Here is a 16,636-nt window from a genome sequence, read left to right as displayed (position 1 = left end):
TCGATGCCCAGACAAGCAACGATAGTTCCCTGAAGGTGAAGCGCCATGACCGTCTGGCAGGAGCTGCCCGCGCTAACAATACAGCTTCAATGGCCGACTGCCTTGCGGAACTGTGTTGAGACAAAGGCGGCGGTCCACGCAGCTAGAGTATGCGGGACGGGAGTATCGGGCGCTGGCAAATTGGTCGGGGTCGGGTACTGGGTTTCATTACCTCCCACGTAGTCGCCATGATCACATTTCCAAGCATCCGGAATATGCCAGGGAGTTCTCAAATTACTGGGTAGCGGAGGCTGAGGCCCATAGCGCCCCAGCGCACCACCGTGATAAGGCGAGCCCTGGGTGATCAGTCCGGCTGCCGGGTTGCCGACAGGGAACGCGAGTTCCAGGACATGATCGCAGTGCGATGCAAGGACGGCTAAACTCTCGATTCGCGGTACCGTGGCCCGGTACGCTGTTGCCAGGCAATCGCTGCTGATTGCTCCTGCCATCAGGGTTACGTGGGCGACTGTTTCGCGTTTGAGCTTACTGATCGTTTCCAGAACCATTCGTGCTCCGAGGCTATGGGAGACAAACGAAAGGCTGGTGGCATCGCTGAAATAAAGGTCCAGATACTCGGCCAGCAGAGTGGCGCTGTCGATTGCCTCGGTATCTTCGAACGGGTAGTCCAGCACTGGAATCCAGCGAGTGTCGCCTGGCCAGAGGACACCTACGAACAGCGCATTATCGCCAAGGTCCAACAACTTCTCCCAATCGGAGAGGGCGAGAACCCCGTCAGTTCTATCTACGTTGAAGCCGTGGGTGCCGATCAGTACGTCTCGGCCGCGAATCTGAAGCAGAAATTCCTGCAAGTTCGGGTAATACCCCATCCCTTGACGCAGCATCACCTGCTTGGCCGGAGTGCCCCCAACGCCGTCAGCGCGCAAATCCAGAAACCAGGTCATGATGTTGCAGCCTCACTTGCGCAGGGATTGTGCTGTTTTGACCGCCGTGGACAATGCACTGGTCAGATCCTTCGCAATAGGGGCGACCGGCGTCGCGGCTAAACCCACGAGCAAGGCAGCCTCATAGCCATCAAACGATGTGGGGTAAATGGACTGACCCAGAAGCGCCAGGCCCACTGAAAGGACTACGGCAGTGGCCTTTGAAAAATTCCGGTAGTGCTGATCAGCCCTTGCGTAACATTCATCCAGGATGCTGGTGAGGGTGAGATCGAAGCGAGACCACTCGTTACTTTCCTTTGGATCAAGCGCATCACCTGAAGCAATCTTCTTTGCGATGGCTGTTAATAGATCGGCATTGACTTTGGTGACTTGGGCATAAGCCTTTGCCGTATGCTCGCTGAGGCGTAGTTTGATTTGCGCCTTGGCGATAGCTTTTTGTTGTTCTAAAGGAGTGCCATTCAACCAATTGGCACGAAGCGATGATCGAAGGCTTTCAAAACCTAACGTCTCGGGGGCTGAATGCGCTGGCCTGTTTTCCTTCGGGGTAGACGGAAAAAATTGCCTTGCCGTGGTTCTTATCGCGAAATAACCATAGTTTGACGTACCACCAAATAGGGTTTTGCTTGAATCAACTAATGCAAACGCCGCAGTGCCAAGGCCCGCCGCAGCAGTTATGTGCTGAGTAAGCGTATCGATCAACATGGTAAGCTCCATTCGCGTGCGAGGTGGGGGCTCAGACTTGGAACGGCGGTATCCAAGCTTACCAAGCTGGAGCATAGATGGAGATGGAAAATCCATCAACAGGTGCACGTAGGCCTGTTCAAGCCGTACGCCATGATCGCGCATCGCCGCCTCAAACTAGCGGAAACCGCGTAATCGTCTAGTATCAGCTTGCTTACATTACGCTGCGGCCGATGTGCATCAGGCAGCGCAATGAGGGGCAGTACGAGGGCGAAGTGTTTTAGCTTACGTTATAAGAGGGTGGCGTATGCAAACATTATTGGGGCCTGTTTTGCAGTTTCGCGGTATATCCAACGCTGTCTATAACGTCTCTGCGCTCATTGTCCTGGACAAGGCGGATGCAGATCCGGTTGCAACTGTAGTGTCTGGGGCCAAAGCCGGTTCTGTGACAGCAATTGCCGACATCCCACTGCTTGCTCCCCGTTATCGGGTGTGGCGCGCCGAATTCGAAATCAAGCAAAAGCTTGGCAAAGAAATAACCGTGGAGATTACCTTTGGTGGGGCACGCGCTATCTTCGTTGTGCCGCCCGAGGGGCAGCCCCCGCGCATGGCTTATGCGTCCTGCAATGGTTTTTCCGACCCAAAATTGATGGAGAAGGTCGACAAGAACAATGAGCGCTGGGATGACATGGCCTCCGCGCACAAGGTCAATCCTTACCACGTGCTACTGATGGGGGGAGACCAGGTCTACAGCGACGAGATGCGCGGTAGAGCGCCCTTGATGAAAGAGTGGTTCCGCCTGTCATTTAAAGAACGTGCTGATCAAGTTTATACCCAGGCAATCGAAGCAGAACTTGACGAGTTCTATAGCTGGCTCTACCTCGATCGTTGGAAGCAACCTGAACCAAAGCTCATGTTCGCATCGATTCCGACGATCATGATGTGGGATGACCACGATATCATTGATGGGTGGGGTTCCTACCCGGAAAATCTACACGCCAGCCCTGTTTTCCAAGGGCTGTTCGCTACGGCGAAACGATACTTCAGAATTTTCCAACAGCAACTGAGCCAGAACTCCCCCCATCTGGCGCCATCTGTTGAACAGCATCCGTGCGCGATTCCTGGTGTCGCTGATGGTTTTCACTTGGGCTTCTCCAATCTGGGGGGGCTGGCGATTATGGTTCCCGATCTTCGAAGTGAGCGCCATCCGGACCTGACCACACCCACGGTCAAAAATACACAGATTGTTTCGCAAAAGAGTTGGGATGCTATCTATAACTGGCTGGCAGGCGTGAAGCAGCACAAGCATATGTTGGTGATGAGCAGCATCCCCGTCGGATACCTGGACCTGCAGGCTGCTGAGAAGGCACTTGATCTGATTCCCGGCCAGCAGGAGCTGGAGGATGATTTACGTGATCACTGGCGTAGTCGTCCGCACAGAGACGAGCGTTTGCGGTTGATCATGCGACTTCTCGACTACGCCAGTGCTCCTGACGGCTGTAAAGTGACTTTGGTTTCGGGCGATGTTCATGTCGCGGGGGCCTGTGTGATTGAGTCGCGGCTTGCGGCGCACCGCACAGATGGGGCCGGGATGATCTACCAGCTTATTTCTACGGGAATAGTCCATCCATCGCCGCCGGCACTGGCGGTTTACTTTTTGGAAGCACTTGGCGCAAGCGAAGAAAAAATCGATTACCGGCTGACAGGATCGATGTTACCTATCGGATCCCGTGGTCGTTATTTGATCCCGGCGAGGAATTGGTTGGCAATCGAGCCTGATAGTGAAGCCGGGAAGTATCGGCTGTGGGCAAACTGGCACGTCGAAGGCTATGACCACCTCGTTACGCAGGTTATTGACCCGAGAAATGATCAGTCACCTTGAATGAGGTAAAGCCTGCTGGCGGGCAGCGGCAAGCAGGCTCATCGACGGCTACGAAATTTGAAGATGGTCGAATAGGGAAGTTTGCACGTTTCATCAATGAGTGCCCGTGTGGGCAGGCGAGGGCGGCGCTTTCTCGCCCCAGTTGCTGATGATGATTCCCATGACAATTGAACCGTGCGCGACATGCCGTTGCGAGCCTGTAACGGCATCAGAGGATATTTCATAGGTGGAAGCTTCTGGATAGTAGAGGGCAGACGAAACATCAATCGCTACGACAGATACACCGCCGAGTTTGGCTCCCCATTCCGCAACAGTCGCTCGTCGTGTTGACGCGCTCTTGATTGCCTTTATCTTTTCGGCGCCGCTGCAGAGCTCGGACTTTAGTTTGGATGTGTAGTCATTAAAGTCAAAGTTGGTGGGGTCGAGATAGAAATATTCTTTCAGGGGAAGCATTGATTTGAGGATTTTTTCAGTGGTCAGGGTTTGCAGTCCTGACTCAAGAAGCCACTTTTCTTCGGTTTTGATGAAGTCTGATTTGAAAAGTGCCGAGCTTGATTGGGTCTGGGCTCGGCGAGGTATCGAAAGCAAGGCGGTGCCTATGACAAACTTATACTCGGCGTGAAATAGTGAGTCTGCGAGTAGTTTGCTGATGGCTGTGCAGCCAACGTCGATAACGTCCGTCAGATTTTTTAGCTCAGGAGTTGGCGAACTATACAGCACTTGATAAATGCTGTTGGTGGCAGCAATAAGATTGGCATGTCGATCAGCAGGTTTTACAGGGGGTTGAACGGGTACCTGCGGTGTCTCAGGCTCCGCGACGGCTAGTGGAATCCACAGTAGCATTAGCACTGCTGATGTTCGCATTGCCGCCTCCTGACGATTGAAGTTTGGTAGGCTTATGCTCAAGGCCAGATGTGAAAACCAGAGCAGGGACTTACATAAAGAATGAGGCAGGACCGGAATGACTGCCTTGGTCGTCATGCGAGTACCTGTTAGATCGCGACGCGTTACCTGCACTATAGGCGATGCCTGACCCAGGCAGCCATTCCGGCGCTGATCGCTCAGTTGGGAACATGAGGCAACGACAGCCGTGGGGTGCCCTGCATAAGCCAGAATGCTCCATTAATATCCAGTTGAAATAATTGCAGTCGTGTCCTCTTCAAAATATTATAAATCCAATCCGCTGTCTTATCGCACCTGGGGATGGACGTGCATATATCGGTCGGCTAATCTGACAGATCAGCGTCGATGAGCAGGTGTAGCTCTCCGAACAAGAGCGGGATGTTGCTCCTCGTCACAGAAATGTGGGGAGGCTGTTGAGTTCGGAATTTCACCGCAAAGGTTGGCAGTCCTGCGCGCTGTTCCCTCCAGACATTATTCCCACGTGGCCTTTGGCACATTTTTTGGTGAAGTGCAGCGTTGGACTTCTCGCGCGCGAAGCTCGCCAGACGTGGAGTAGACAGCCATGCTAACCGCACTACAGAAACGAGCCGCCCAAGCCATTGTCAACATTTTTGAGACAGGGAGTGTCCTCGGTGATTATGGCAATGTCACCGTCATAAAGGGTGACTCTGGCCACCTGACATTCGGCCGATCGCAAACCACGCTATCTACGGGCAACCTGTACATATTGGTTGAGCGCTATTGCCAGAATCCCGGTGCACGCTTCAGTCAACAACTCCAGGATTATCTGATTCCGCTGAAAGCGTGTGATACCGAACTCGATCATACAGGGCTCCTGCACAATATCCTGCGCGCCACCGCCGACGACCCAGTCATGCGCGATACCCAGGATAATTTCTTCGACGATAAATATTGGCAACCTGCGGAAAAATCTGCTGAGGACATTGGCATCACTACGCCTCTTGGCCTGGCGGTGATCTACGACAGCACGGTGCATGGCTCCTGGGGCCTCATTCGTGACCGCGTCCTGCATGCCAAGGGAAACCCGGTAGCAGTAGGCGAACACGCGTGGATCGCGGCCTATGTCGATGCGCGCGAGGATTGGCTCGCCAATCACGACAATGAGGTCCTGCACGCCACCGTCTATCGGACGCAGGCCTTGCGCCAGCTGATCACCCAAGGGCACTGGGGGTTGGATCTGCCGTTGGTAGTGCGTGGCCTGGAAATTTCCACCGCCACCCTCAATGCAATGCCCCCCGGTTGCTACGACGGCCCACAACCCGGCAGCCGTGCGCTGGCATTGCAGACGCCTATGGCGCGAGGCTTGGACGTACGCCTCGTGCAGCTCGGCCTCTGCGCCCGTGGTGCGGACATCAAGGCCGATGGCCTGTTCGGCCAGACCAGTGTCGCCCGACTCAAGGAGTACCAGAAAGCCAAGGGCCTGGCGGCGAGTGGAGTCGCGGATGTCTCGTTAATCGTTCAACTGACTGAATGACATCGAGTCATCGTTGGCTGCGGGCTATCGTATGGCAGCAGGGTGTTGGCTATCTGGATTGTGCGGATGTTCAGTTCCTCGGCATTGCTCAGCGGCGCGACGCGGACGGTGTGTGATGATCACCATGATGAGGGTGTTATAGAGCAATGGATTTGGCCATTTCCGCCGTTCCAGCCCAACCGCTTTGCGCATAGACCGGTTTGCCCGTCTCGGTGGCGTGCAGGACAGCGAACGTGATGCCTCGGCGACCGAACTCGGCGTCAGCCGCGTGCATCAAGGCCGATGCCAGGCCTCGGCGGCGGTAAGCCGGCTGGACGTACACGTTCAACACGTACCCGCGCTTGTCCAGGGTTGGGTGCGAGGGATGGGGAGGCCAGTCAATGCTCATCAGGCCAATGGCGGCAACCGGCTGGTCGCCATCCAGGAGTTTGAAACCGTAATACCGACCGTCACCAAGCCGCTCCTCCAGCCACGGGCGAAAGTGCTCAGTCATTACGCGCAGTTCTTCAGGATTCCCTCCCGCCTCAAGAAACATTTGCTCGCGATGCGAGCAGATCATTTCTGCGTCAGAGGGCCCGACAGGTCGGCACTCCAGCCCGGAAAATCCTGCACATCCTTGTAGTTCGGTCATCGTTTCCCCCGTGTCAGCAGCATCGACTCATGAAGACGCAGCCTATGGCACCTTCAGGCGTATTTGCAATGCTCCCGGTTCCTCCACCGTTCCAGGTAATCAGTCATAATCGGCTACCGAACGAGGACTGAAACGCCATGAATCCTTACCTACAAGAAGTCATCGACCTGCACGTACTGATCGAAGCGCTCTTCGCCAGAGGGGAGGGCCAGGTTGAGGCCATGATCGAGCGCTTCACGCCGGACTTCTCCATGATCACGCCTACTGGCGTTCAGGTGTGCCTGCAGGATGTCGCAACCCTGTTCGCCAAGCGTGCAGGTAGCCAGCCAGGGTTGACCATCGAGCTCACCGGGTTGGAAGCCTTGGCGCAATGGCCGGATGGTGCCGTGATCCGCTATCAAGAGACACATCTTCTGCCCGGCCAGGACGCAAAGACACGGCTCTCGACGGCACTGTTCAGCCTTCAGGGAGATCGCGTTCTATGGCGCCATCTCCATGAAACCTGGGCGGCGTGATTTGCCGCTTGAGCCTCAACCCAGTCGATGGCAGAGGTACGCCTGGGTCTGGTAGGGAAACGCGATGGTTTCCTGGCCCCGCAGCGCCGGGTGCGTCTGGATCAGTTCGCGCAGTTGCCGGGTAACCTCGGCCTTGTCTGCAGGCGGCAGGCTGGCGATGAAACTGACGGACAGAATACGGTCCATGATCACCGTTTCGGCGCTGCCGAGGTGAACGTGCTCGAAGCAGGTCAGTTCAGGCGCCGAGAAACCTGAGCCGTCGAACGCAGCGCGCCATTGACCGGTATGAAAGCGCGGTGTATCACCCTCATAAGGGGTGATGATCCGGGTAATCGCCGCAACCCAATCGACCGATTCGTCCCGTACGTTCCACACCAGCCCCAGGCGCCCGCCGGGCGTGAGCACCCGATGGATCTCGGCCAGTGCCTGGGCGTCTGCGAACCAGTGGAAGGCCTGGGCGCACAGCACCACGTCGGCGCTGGCGGCGGGCAAGGGTATTGCCTGGGCTGTTCCGGCAAACACCTCGATGCCGGGCACACACTTGGCGAATTCCTGGCGCATCGCATCGACCGGCTCGACGGCCATCAGCCGGTCCGTCAGCGGCAGCAACAAGCGCGTGAACTTGCCGGTGCCGGCACCAAGATCGACCACTCGGGTCTGCCCGTTGATCATCAGCCTCTGCTGCAGCCAGCTGGACAGGGCCTCGGGGTAGCTTGGCCGGCCCTGGGTGTAAGTCTGGGCCTGGCGGGAGTATCCGGTCTGGGCGGCGTCATGAACGGAAGGCATGTTGGCGGGCTCCTGCTAGGGCTGGCGATGGGGGGATTATAGGAACGGTGCGGTGGCCTGGAGATGAAGAAACCCCTCTCAACGCGTCATGACATAGGTGCCAGGTGCGGGGCACAAGGGCCGGTGCTTGCGCGAGCCGAGCCGCTTCGGTGCCACCAGGCTGTCGCCCGAACGCTGTCCGATCCATTCGCGCCAATGCGGCCACCAGCTGCCTTGCTGGCGCTCGCCGGCATTCTGCAGCCAGTCTTCAGGTGCTTCGGCAGTGGCGGGTGCCGCGTAGTAGAACGACTTCGGGTTGCCCGGCGGGTTCACCAGGCTCTGCAGGTGGCCGGCATTGGACAGCACGTAGGTGGTGTCTTCGCCAAACAGTCGAGCGGTGCCGTAACAACCTTGCCAGGGGGTGATGTGGTCGGTGGTGCCGCCAACCACATAGGCGCCGACCTGCACCTGGGTCATGTCGATCAACTCGCCGGCAATTTCCAGGATACCCGGGTTGACGTAGGGGTTTTGCTGGATCAGGTCGAGGTAGTCAGCGTGCAGCTGGGCCGGTAGCTGCGTGGTGTCGTTGTTCCAGGCCAGGATATCGAACGCCGGCGGTTTGTTGCCCAGCAGGTAGTTGTTGACCCAGTAGCTCCAGATCAGGTCGTTCGGGCGCATCCAGGCGAACATGCGGGCCATGTCCTGGCCGCTCAGCACGCCTTTGCGCCGGGAGCTGGCCTTGGCCGCACGCAGTGCCGAAGGCGTGTTGAACAGCCCGAGGTCGGTGTCGTCCAGCGCCGACGGCATGTCGAGCACGCACACGGCCCAGCAGGTATTGGCGACCTTGTGGCCTTCGCCCCGGGCCGCCAGCCAGCCCAGGTAGGCCGCCAGGGTGATGCCACCCGAGCAGGAGCCCCACATGTTCACATCCGGGCTGCGGGTGATGCTGCGCGCCACGTCCACTGCCTGGTCCAGGCACAGAGCGTAATCGGCCAGGCCCCAGTCGCGATGCTCGCGGGTCGGGTTGCGCCAACTGATGACGAACAGGCTGACGCCGCTGTCCTGAATCCACTTGATCAGGCTTTTTTCCGGCGACAGGTCGATGGCGTAGTACTTGTTGATCTGCGGCGGCGACATCACCAGAGGCCGGGCAAAGACCCTTTCGGTGGTGGGGGCGAACTGCAGCAGTTCGAACATCTCGTTGCGAAATACCACTTCGCCCTTGGCCGTGGCGATGTTTTCCCCAACCTTGAATGGCGCGCTGTCGACCTGCCTCGGGAGGCCGCGGTTGTTCAGGAGGTCATGGCCAAATTGGCCGAAGCCCCTGGCCAGGCTCATGCCGCCGGTGTCCACCAGCTTGCGCAGCGCCGCCGGATTGCTCAGCGGGGAGTTGCTCGGTGCCAGGGCATCGGCCAGCAGTGCGGCGATGAAGCGGGCGCGGCTTTTCTCCTGGGGGGCAAGGTCGCTGGCGTCGATGAAGCGGGTCAGCTCATCCTTGCCGGCCAGGTAGCTCTGCAGCAGTGCACGCAGGAAGGCGTTGGATTGCCAGGCGGGATCGGCGAAGCGCTTGTCCTTCGGGTCTGGCGCGATGCAGGAGCGGCCACCGACGATGCCGCGCAGCGACTTCAGGTAGCCACCGGCATGAGCACCGGCCTTGAGCGGCGACTTGCCCACGGCCTTGAGCAGGCAGCAGGCCCAGTTGGCCAGGTCGGTCGGGCGGACGCTGACCAGCGGATTGGCCGCCGGGGTCTGGTTGGCAGCGGCGCCTATCAGCGCTTGCTGTTGCGTGTCGCCCGGTAGATCGGCCTGCTTGCGTGTGCGGCGCTTTCGGCCAGGTGCAGGGGCACGTTGGGTGAGGGGGGCGGTCTCGCTCGCTTCGGTGGATGTGCTCATGGCTGCTCTCGTGATTACGGGCACGGTTTTGTTGTGCACCGACTTTAAGGCAGCAGTGGTCGCGGCCACTTCTCATCGCACGTCAGGGAATTTTCATTTCATGACGAGGGAGTGCGTAGACCGCGGGTGGTGGATTAAATGTCAAAATTTCGACGTGTTTGGTGACTGGGCTTCTATTGCTTATTTTTTATCTCTGTGGCTCCCTTTTTCCCCGACCCCGTCAAATACCACCGTTTTTGATTCTTGGCGTTAACACCACGTCTTACAAAGCTTTTACTCTGAAGGGTTTGCAAGGCGCGATTGACAAGTTCAACCTGCAAATTTAATTCTTGTGCCAACCCGGTAGCAGATCTCATCGTATAGGGACCATCCAGAAGGTGGACCAGAACGTTCTGTGTGGTAGCGTCTAGGTCGCTGAATGCTTTTTCATCCTCTGGAGTGAGTGGTCCGACTTCGGGTTCTATTGTACTCTCGGTGGCGTCCAAGGCAGTTTTAGCCTTCGATTGAGCATCCTCGGCCTTCTCTTTCACTTCTTGAAGTTCTTTAATAATGTTAGTGCTCATGAGGCGGATGAACTTTTGTGCTGAAATGGACGCAATCAAGCAAAAGCCTATGAATATGAGGTACTTGCTCGCATCGAGGTCGGCACTGCTCAGGATGTCCCGAATCAATGTACTGGATATGGTATTTAAAAAGAGGGGCACCATAAAAGCAGCGCAAATACCGAGTAAGATGTTTTTGGCGGCACCCCATCCCCAACCGCCCCCATACAGGAGGTGGCCTGCGAACCCCCCCACCGCACCAGTGCCAACCAGCGTTCCCAGCAATATATAAAGCATCTTTTCTACCTGTATCTATATCTGTAGCTTTGCAGTGCGGCAGGCATGATCAAATTGGCAATCACGCCTGGCAGACTGCGGTTCTGAAACCCGCAATCTGCTCGCTTCAATGCCGATAGGTCGCTAATTACAGACCTTCAATAAAAAGCTCTTGAGCCTGATCAGCACATTCAAATGCTGCCTCAATTGCTTTTTGATTTGCTCGAGTAAGCTGACCCAGCACCTCGCGTAGCGCCTCCAGCCCTTCATCAAGGCTGTCAGCCTCCATCACGCTTCTAAGCACTTGCACATACCACTCTTGCCCAGGATACATACCGACACCGCTGCGTTCGGTCTGCCCGAACACTCGGTAGATCAACCGTCCTTGAATCATCATGTATGCAACCTGCAGCTCCAGGCTGCTCCACAATTCGTCACTGCTCCGCAGCGCGAACACAGTTGCAAGGGTTTGTGCGAGCAGGTATTGCCCCAGCATCTCTGCACGGTCCGAACTCTGATGCTCTTGTAACCGGGCGCTCACCAGCAAAAATGTGGCGAAGCAGGAATCCGTCAGTGTCGTAATGAGCTCCCGGCCTTGTGGGTTGTCCAGGCGCAAACGGGTAACGGTATCGTTGATGACATCGTCGTAGATTGCAGACAGAACGTTGTCCAGCAGGCGAGGCAGTTGAGGTTCGACTCGCCCCGCCGAGGCCTGCGCCTGTCGGCCCAGCGCCACCACCAACTCTTTGAGCATGTTGGTCATCACCAACACTTCATTTTCAGATAACTGATCGAAATATTGGAAGTCATAGTCGTTGATGTAGAGGTTCTTAGCTTCGCAGCGAATGCTGCGAATCTCGCTGATTGGAAACTGCTCAAGCTTCCTCAGCGTCCCCTTGGCCCATACGGCCTTTGCCGTGACTACCATGAAGTCCTTGGCAGTCTGCAGGAAGGTATTGTCGACGATCATCAGAATGTCGTAAGGCTTGATTCGGCCCGCCGAGATCTCGATGACTTTCTCGACTTTGTATACCTTGATCGACGGTGCGACCTGGATCTGGTGAGATAGCCTGTGCCGCTTGGCCACTGCATTGACGATTTGCAGTTGATCCTGCTGATAGCTGCCATCGAACGCAGGCTTGCGAACAGGCTCAGGCTCCGGTGCCGCATCGGGGGTAATAGCCTTAGCGATGTGGACAGGCTCTTCGCGTGCAACCGATGGCTGACTGGCTACAGGTTGCGCAACGGGTGCTTCAACTGTTTGTACTGCGGGCTCGGCAGGTTCCTGCAACTGCTCTGCCAGCTTTTCCATCAGTTGCAGCAAAACCTTAGGCTTCATGCTCGAACCCGCCATGCCGAACGCGCAGCCATTACCCAGCAACAGTTCAGAACCTTTGGTCGCCCGGCCCTGGGAAGTGGACTTGAACTCTTCCCAGGGCATGTGAGTTTTCGCCGAGGTGGTAGTCCAGTCATTTTTCCAGAACAACCCGTGCGAGGTAAACGCCAGGCCGTTTTTTGCCGAACCGAAAACTGTCGAGTCGACGATGGCGAATACTTTCACAGAGGAGGGCATGCCGTAGGACGCGGTGGCGTTATCGGCCTTCTTGCGGGGAATGTCCGGGGCGACGTAGAGCCCTTCGGAATGGAAGTTCTGCAAAACACCAAGTACTGTTTTTTCCATGACTGTTCTCACTGGATCAGCTGCGTACGCATTCATTGCGCACGGATTTCACTACGGGTCCGAGGGCAGGGCCGCGGGCGCGAATTTGATAACTATCAGAACTCTAGGTTATGGCTGGCTGGCGCTTCCGCCCATCAGTGGCGCATTGGGCGGCCTGCAATCGGGCCACCGCACGGGCTGCAGTCAGGCGGTCCCCCCCCGACTATCTGCCGCAAGGATTCACTGCTTGAATCTGTCACGCGCTTGCGACAAGTCGCTGGTATTCACCGTCCAGGTAGGTATCGACGGCCTCGATATCGAGCTTTCCATCCTGGTACCAGCGATTGAGTTCCTTGAGCGCCAACGTGCCAAAGCGCACCCAGGCAATAAGGTTCGAGCGCAGCATGAACTGGATCATGTCGCCGCCCGAGCGAATCGTCGCATCGGCGCCGTCGACGATGCAAAGAGTGCCGTGTGCCACCAGCAGCATCCGGTGCAGCTCGGGGTTGCTGGCCGATGGAATGCACTGCGCCCATTCCTGCTCGTGATAAAAGCGCTGCTTCACGACCCACATCACTCGGGTCAACATTTCGCTCAGCATCACCGGAATAGCCATTGCCAGCCCGTGACGCAGATCGTAACCCTTTTCGAATACTTGGACGGCGATCGTGGCGAAGGTTTGCCGATGCTTGCCGAACTCGCCAATGTTGATGAACTGCAGTAGCGAATAGAACGGAATCGGAATGCCCGACCCCCGCGTTTTAGCGCCGGATGAGCCGGCCACATCCGAGAGCAGATGACCCAGCCAGTTCATGAAGCCGCAGAATAGCTTGGCAATCAGGTTCAAGCCCTTTAGTTCGAAGGTATCGGTATCGACACTAATGATTCGGCCGCCATCGACGAAATGTGCAGTGCTGGTGAACTGGTCGAGGATCGAGAAGAACAATCCGACTAGGTCCGGCGAATGCGCCAGGCTCTTGATGTGGTGGTTGCGCGTGCTCATTTTGAACAGACCGTCGACATCACCTCCATGTCGATGGTCATAGTTGACCTTGTACTTCCTTTCCAGGAATCCAATCGCACTGGACACCGGGTCACTGCCTTTGTTTGGCCCTTCCCAACCATTCCAGGCCGCGAATTGCTGTACCGCCTTATCGGTCATGTCGTCTGTAAAGTGGGTAAGTGCTCCCTGACCAGGGAGGCCCACGAACAGAATGTCGACCAGGCCGCCGATCAGGCCGCAGGTACCTGCGATCAAGTAATCGTATTTGTCGCAGCGGGCACTCTTAAACGAGAACTCGTCTCTGATGCGCTTTTCCAGCGCAATGCGTTGGCTTGCGCTCATCAGTTCGCGGAACGGGTCTCGCGCAAATTCGATCCGCCGCCGCTGGGCATAGGCTGTGATCTGGTCGAGGTAACCAGCCCAATCGCTCCCATCCTCCATGTCGATGAAGTCGAGACGTGGAAGCGGTGTGTCGAGGTTTACGCTGTTTTTCTGTACTACAAGTCTGCTCTCGATAAGAAGCGCTTCGTCGTCGTCCACCTCGAACACGACCTGGTTGCCTTCCACCAATGCCTGAGCTTGCAGCAGCATCAGTTCGAGACGCTGGCGATTCTCTGCCTGCGTCGCCTGCAGGTTTTGCAGGGCACCATCGACCAGCCCGATATGGTTTTGCGCGGCGTTCAGCTGGTGCTTTTGCACCAGCATCGCCTGAGCCTGTTCGGTCAACACATCCTTCTTGCTCATGAGAATAGACCGAGCAGCTTGCCCTTGGCCTTGTCTGCCATATCGGCGGCGCCACCGACCAGTACATCGCTGACGTTGAAATAACCGACTGCTTCGAAGGCCCGGGCGAGGTTCTCCAGTGCTTTTGGCGAAGCGCCGGGTTTTATCGCGAGCTTGATTGTCTCGATCTGCTGACCATCCTTTTCTTGGGAGAATGAACGCTCTTCGTAGAACGCCCTGATGTAGTCGTATAGCTCTGCCTTCGTCGGTTCCTTGGTGAGCGTCCTGAGCTTGGCGTCGTCCAGGAAGCGAGCGCAGCGTAGTTTGTTCGCGCTGCTTTGGGTCGCATCGCACTTGTTGGTCAGCACGGTACCGGCGCCGGTCATCTGCCCCATCATGGCAGTAAGGTGCTGGATCATCTGGTCTTGTTCACCATGCTCTGCCAGGGCTTGGTTCAGTCGACTGGTGATATGGTTGAGATCCTGTATCAGCAGGGAAATGGTAGCCTGGGTCTGCTTGATGACCTCAACCAGCATAAGCTCGCGTCGTTTCGAGCGTGTCAGCTCGTCTGCACCGGTCAGCTTGCGCATGCCTGCATAGGCGCCTACACCGAGCAGCACGGCGACTCCGATACCGGTGGTCATGCCCGACAGGCCGAGTATGCCGCCCATGCCCAGAGTGGCCAGGCCAGACGTCAGACCGGCTGCGGACATACCCACCACCGATCCCGAGAGATACACCGCCGCCAGTGGGGTGCCGACAGCTGCTGCCTTCGCAGAAAGCAGCTTCAGCGCACTGACGATCTGGTCATCGGTAACGTCGTCCTTCAGCATGCTATGGTCGTTACGGATGGCCGCGACGGCGAGATCAATCTCGTCATCGGTAACTTGCAGGAGTGCCCGGTTTTTCTGCAGGAAGCCGAAGGTCTCCAGCGAGCTGCCGCCGGTGGAAAAGTACAGGTTGATCAGGTCTTTGGTCAGAGATATGTGTAGCGGCCTGATCTGCCCACGTGGGCAATGGCCATCCAGTTCCGCAAGCAGTGTTTCGAGCGGTGCCGGCTGGTTGAAACCGGTCATGTAGGCGCGCACAGTGAGGCGCGATTCAGGCTCCAGGTCCAGCCGTGTCATCAGCAGCAGGATCTCTGCGAACTCTTTTTCATCGATGACAGCGTCATTGTCGTAGGCCATGTTCACGATGACCTTGAGGTAGGCCACCTTGATCCTTTCGTCCATCTCCTCAAGCGGGATGAGCTGTTTTTCGTCCTGGAAGTCAGTGAAGTTTTCGATAACGCCCTGGAGCACGGATGCGAGTGCCGCGTAGTCGCAGTCACTTAGATCCTTGATGACCAGTTGGCTATTGTCTTTGCGCTCGATGATAAGAGAGTGCTCGAGCTTGTCCATGATCCCCGTGCGCAGCTGGGTGTACTTGGCGCTGCGGATCCCCTCATAGGGGAAATGGACAGGGTCGGCAAATCCAGAGCGGTAGATCAGTTGCTCGCCGGTGAACAACAGGCCGTCCTTGGCGGTGCCGAACAGGGTATTGTCGAAAAGCGCCACCACATTTCCGGGCAGTCCGTTGTAGGCGAATGCCTTGAGTGCGTTGTTCAGTTTGTTTTCGTCGATTCCCGGAGCAACGGAAATGTTCTTCGGGGAGATAGAGCCGAGGTTTTCGCGTAGATAGGCGCTAACGCTCATGGAAGGTCCTTTTCTAAGTTAAGCGAGTCGCGACATGCTAACTCGGATGATGGCATAATGCTATTTGGCTTTAGATGGTAATGACTAGCCGCAAGTGGCTCATGACTGGGCATCTTCCCGCGTCGAATAGGCACGTTTTAGTTCTGAAAACTCGCGGTACAACTCGTAACCCTTCTTGATCACCACCACGAGCCCAATGGCTGCCAGGAGATTTTTCATGGATTATTCCTTGCGGGTTGTTTGACGTGTTGGGGTTCATGCAGCGGTCTGACTTGACGGTGTCAACCGTGTCAGGGCAGGGTCACGATATTCAGGCTTTCCGGACGCAGCTAGAGTGTTCGCATGTACAGGTAAACAATCCAGGCAGGCTCTGAGGGCTGAGGCATGTCAAAAACGCCCGAAGTAGTCGAGGACTTGGCAGTTCGAGAGAGGGGACGAGTCTTCCACCCGGGCGAGGAGGGCGCTTACACCTTGGTCCACTGGATGTGGCGCTTTGGAAAGTGAGCCAACAGGTGTCGAAGCGCGCATGTCCTTAGCAACCTATGTGCGTCGCAAACTTTACAGATGAACCAATCAGCGTCGAGCAGAGATACGCATTAAGTGGCGTCGTCAGGGCAGATGGCCAGGCGCAGGTGATCGCAGATATGCCCGAGCTCGGTTGCCAGAGCCGCGAGCGCTCATGCAGTGCCTCATGGGGCTGTAGGGGGACTCAGTGACAGTCTGGCATTGAACTCGCCCTGAGACGCGCTACGCTTTTGGCAAGGATCTTTTCTTTTGCCAAACCTCCGCCCGTCAATGGAGTGAGTGAGCAGATGATTCGCAAATTCCTCCTTCTCATTGTCGTCGCTGTCCTTCTGGCAGCCTGTGGCGACGACTCCTCCCATTACGCGGTGTCCGACGAACACTGCCAGCCCGATCGTCTGAAGACACTCCCCAATAATCCCAGCCGGGATACGTTGGTCGAAAAGTGCATGCCTCGACCGTCGCCCTGAGCAGGGCGATTCAGCGTGCCGTGAAGGCCCTTTCGCAAGG

General features: G+C 56.8%; 14 protein-coding genes. 4 read left to right on the top strand and 10 right to left on the bottom strand.

Going from position 1 to position 16,636, the window contains the following annotated elements; translation table 11 throughout:
• Positions 1 to 86: 86 nt before the first annotated feature.
• Entirely contained in the window at positions 87 to 941 is an 855-nt protein-coding gene (locus J7573_RS01345) for an alpha/beta hydrolase (RefSeq protein WP_294324384.1), read from the bottom strand.
• 12 nt (positions 942 to 953) lie between these two features.
• Positions 954 to 1,643 (bottom strand): hypothetical protein, encoded by a 690-nt coding sequence (locus J7573_RS01340; protein WP_294324382.1) that lies wholly within the window; start codon positions 1,641 to 1,643, stop codon positions 954 to 956.
• 286 nt (positions 1,644 to 1,929) lie between these two features.
• Here J7573_RS01340 and J7573_RS01335 point away from each other — a divergent pair, with 286 nt between their 5' ends.
• Positions 1,930 to 3,504 carry an alkaline phosphatase D family protein gene (locus J7573_RS01335; protein ID WP_294324376.1) on the top strand — a complete coding sequence of 525 codons (1,575 nt, stop codon included), beginning with the start codon at positions 1,930 to 1,932 and terminating at the stop codon, positions 3,502 to 3,504.
• Between the two features lie 93 nt (positions 3,505 to 3,597).
• On the opposite strand, the gene J7573_RS01330 is transcribed toward J7573_RS01335, so the two are convergent.
• Entirely contained in the window at positions 3,598 to 4,485 is an 888-nt protein-coding gene (locus J7573_RS01330) for a hypothetical protein (protein ID WP_294324373.1), read from the bottom strand.
• Between the two features lie 484 nt (positions 4,486 to 4,969).
• Between J7573_RS01330 and J7573_RS01325 the strand changes: the two genes are divergently transcribed.
• The gene (locus tag J7573_RS01325; protein WP_294324372.1) at positions 4,970 to 5,902 is read left to right on the top strand and encodes a peptidoglycan-binding protein; all 933 of its coding nucleotides are present in this window, start codon (positions 4,970 to 4,972) and stop codon (positions 5,900 to 5,902) included.
• 136 nt (positions 5,903 to 6,038) lie between these two features.
• Here the strand turns inward: J7573_RS01325 and J7573_RS01320 are convergent, their stop codons facing one another.
• Entirely contained in the window at positions 6,039 to 6,533 is a 495-nt protein-coding gene (locus tag J7573_RS01320; RefSeq protein WP_294324370.1) for a GNAT family N-acetyltransferase, read from the bottom strand.
• Positions 6,534 to 6,670: 137 nt separating this feature from the next.
• Here J7573_RS01320 and J7573_RS01315 point away from each other — a divergent pair, with 137 nt between their 5' ends.
• Positions 6,671 to 7,048, top strand: a complete 378-nt coding sequence (locus J7573_RS01315) for a DUF4440 domain-containing protein (protein WP_294324369.1) — start codon at positions 6,671 to 6,673, stop codon at positions 7,046 to 7,048.
• A gap of 15 nt (positions 7,049 to 7,063) precedes the next feature.
• Here J7573_RS01315 and J7573_RS01310 read toward each other — a convergent pair whose 3' ends face one another.
• The 6 genes from J7573_RS01310 to J7573_RS01285 all read right to left on the bottom strand — a co-directional run bounded on the left by J7573_RS01310 (position 7,064) and on the right by J7573_RS01285 (position 15,604).
• A complete protein-coding gene (locus J7573_RS01310) occupies positions 7,064 to 7,834 on the bottom strand; it encodes a class I SAM-dependent methyltransferase (RefSeq protein ID WP_294324366.1) in 771 nt (256 codons plus the stop codon).
• A 78-nt stretch (positions 7,835 to 7,912) separates the two neighbouring features.
• The gene (locus J7573_RS01305; protein WP_294324363.1) at positions 7,913 to 9,706 is read right to left on the bottom strand and encodes an alpha/beta fold hydrolase; all 1,794 of its coding nucleotides are present in this window, start codon (positions 9,704 to 9,706) and stop codon (positions 7,913 to 7,915) included.
• Positions 9,707 to 9,879: 173 nt separating this feature from the next.
• Positions 9,880 to 10,545, bottom strand: a complete 666-nt coding sequence (locus J7573_RS01300; protein WP_294324361.1) for a YEATS-associated helix-containing protein — start codon at positions 10,543 to 10,545, stop codon at positions 9,880 to 9,882.
• Between the two features lie 127 nt (positions 10,546 to 10,672).
• Complete coding sequence (locus tag J7573_RS01295) at positions 10,673 to 12,205, bottom strand: hypothetical protein (RefSeq protein ID WP_294324358.1); 1,533 nt, start codon at positions 12,203 to 12,205, stop codon at positions 10,673 to 10,675.
• Between the two features lie 235 nt (positions 12,206 to 12,440).
• A complete protein-coding gene (locus J7573_RS01290) occupies positions 12,441 to 13,931 on the bottom strand; it encodes a hypothetical protein (RefSeq protein ID WP_294324357.1) in 1,491 nt (496 codons plus the stop codon).
• Entirely contained in the window at positions 13,928 to 15,604 is a 1,677-nt protein-coding gene (locus tag J7573_RS01285; RefSeq protein ID WP_294324354.1) for a hypothetical protein, read from the bottom strand. The genes J7573_RS01290 and J7573_RS01285 overlap by 4 nt, the downstream gene beginning before the upstream one ends.
• 812 nt (positions 15,605 to 16,416) lie before the next feature.
• Between J7573_RS01285 and trbK the strand changes: the two genes are divergently transcribed.
• Positions 16,417 to 16,596, top strand: coding sequence for an entry exclusion lipoprotein TrbK (gene trbK / locus J7573_RS01280; RefSeq protein WP_294324351.1), 180 nt, complete (start codon positions 16,417 to 16,419; stop codon positions 16,594 to 16,596).
• The last annotated feature ends 40 nt before the right edge of the window (positions 16,597 to 16,636 follow it).

This window comes from Pseudomonas sp. (assembly GCF_017744435.1).
In the GTDB taxonomy this organism is placed as follows: Bacteria; Pseudomonadota; Gammaproteobacteria; order Pseudomonadales; family Pseudomonadaceae; genus Aquipseudomonas.
Note: the sequence above shows the minus strand (reverse complement) of the source record. Positions and strands in the feature narration are given on the sequence as shown.

What these genes read in the sequence shown, in the direction of transcription:
- J7573_RS01300 (WP_294324361.1), bottom strand. Translation starts at nt 10,545, where the DNA reads ATGCTTTATATATTGCTGGGAACGCTGGTTGGCACTGGTGCGGTGGGG.
- J7573_RS01285 (WP_294324354.1), bottom strand. Translation starts at nt 15,604, where the DNA reads ATGAGCGTTAGCGCCTATCTACGCGAAAACCTCGGCTCTATCTCCCCG.
- J7573_RS01290 (WP_294324357.1), bottom strand. Translation starts at nt 13,931, where the DNA reads ATGAGCAAGAAGGATGTGTTGACCGAACAGGCTCAGGCGATGCTGGTG.
- J7573_RS01335 (WP_294324376.1), top strand. Translation starts at nt 1,930, where the DNA reads ATGCAAACATTATTGGGGCCTGTTTTGCAGTTTCGCGGTATATCCAAC.
- J7573_RS01330 (WP_294324373.1), bottom strand. Translation starts at nt 4,485, where the DNA reads ATGACGACCAAGGCAGTCATTCCGGTCCTGCCTCATTCTTTATGTAAG.
- J7573_RS01295 (WP_294324358.1), bottom strand. Translation starts at nt 12,205, where the DNA reads ATGGAAAAAACAGTACTTGGTGTTTTGCAGAACTTCCATTCCGAAGGG.
- J7573_RS01325 (WP_294324372.1), top strand. Translation starts at nt 4,970, where the DNA reads ATGCTAACCGCACTACAGAAACGAGCCGCCCAAGCCATTGTCAACATT.
- J7573_RS01345 (WP_294324384.1), bottom strand. Translation starts at nt 941, where the DNA reads ATGACCTGGTTTCTGGATTTGCGCGCTGACGGCGTTGGGGGCACTCCG.
- J7573_RS01340 (WP_294324382.1), bottom strand. Translation starts at nt 1,643, where the DNA reads ATGTTGATCGATACGCTTACTCAGCACATAACTGCTGCGGCGGGCCTT.
- trbK (WP_294324351.1), top strand. Translation starts at nt 16,417, where the DNA reads ATGATTCGCAAATTCCTCCTTCTCATTGTCGTCGCTGTCCTTCTGGCA.
- J7573_RS01305 (WP_294324363.1), bottom strand. Translation starts at nt 9,706, where the DNA reads ATGAGCACATCCACCGAAGCGAGCGAGACCGCCCCCCTCACCCAACGT.
- J7573_RS01310 (WP_294324366.1), bottom strand. Translation starts at nt 7,834, where the DNA reads ATGCCTTCCGTTCATGACGCCGCCCAGACCGGATACTCCCGCCAGGCC.
- J7573_RS01315 (WP_294324369.1), top strand. Translation starts at nt 6,671, where the DNA reads ATGAATCCTTACCTACAAGAAGTCATCGACCTGCACGTACTGATCGAA.
- J7573_RS01320 (WP_294324370.1), bottom strand. Translation starts at nt 6,533, where the DNA reads ATGACCGAACTACAAGGATGTGCAGGATTTTCCGGGCTGGAGTGCCGA.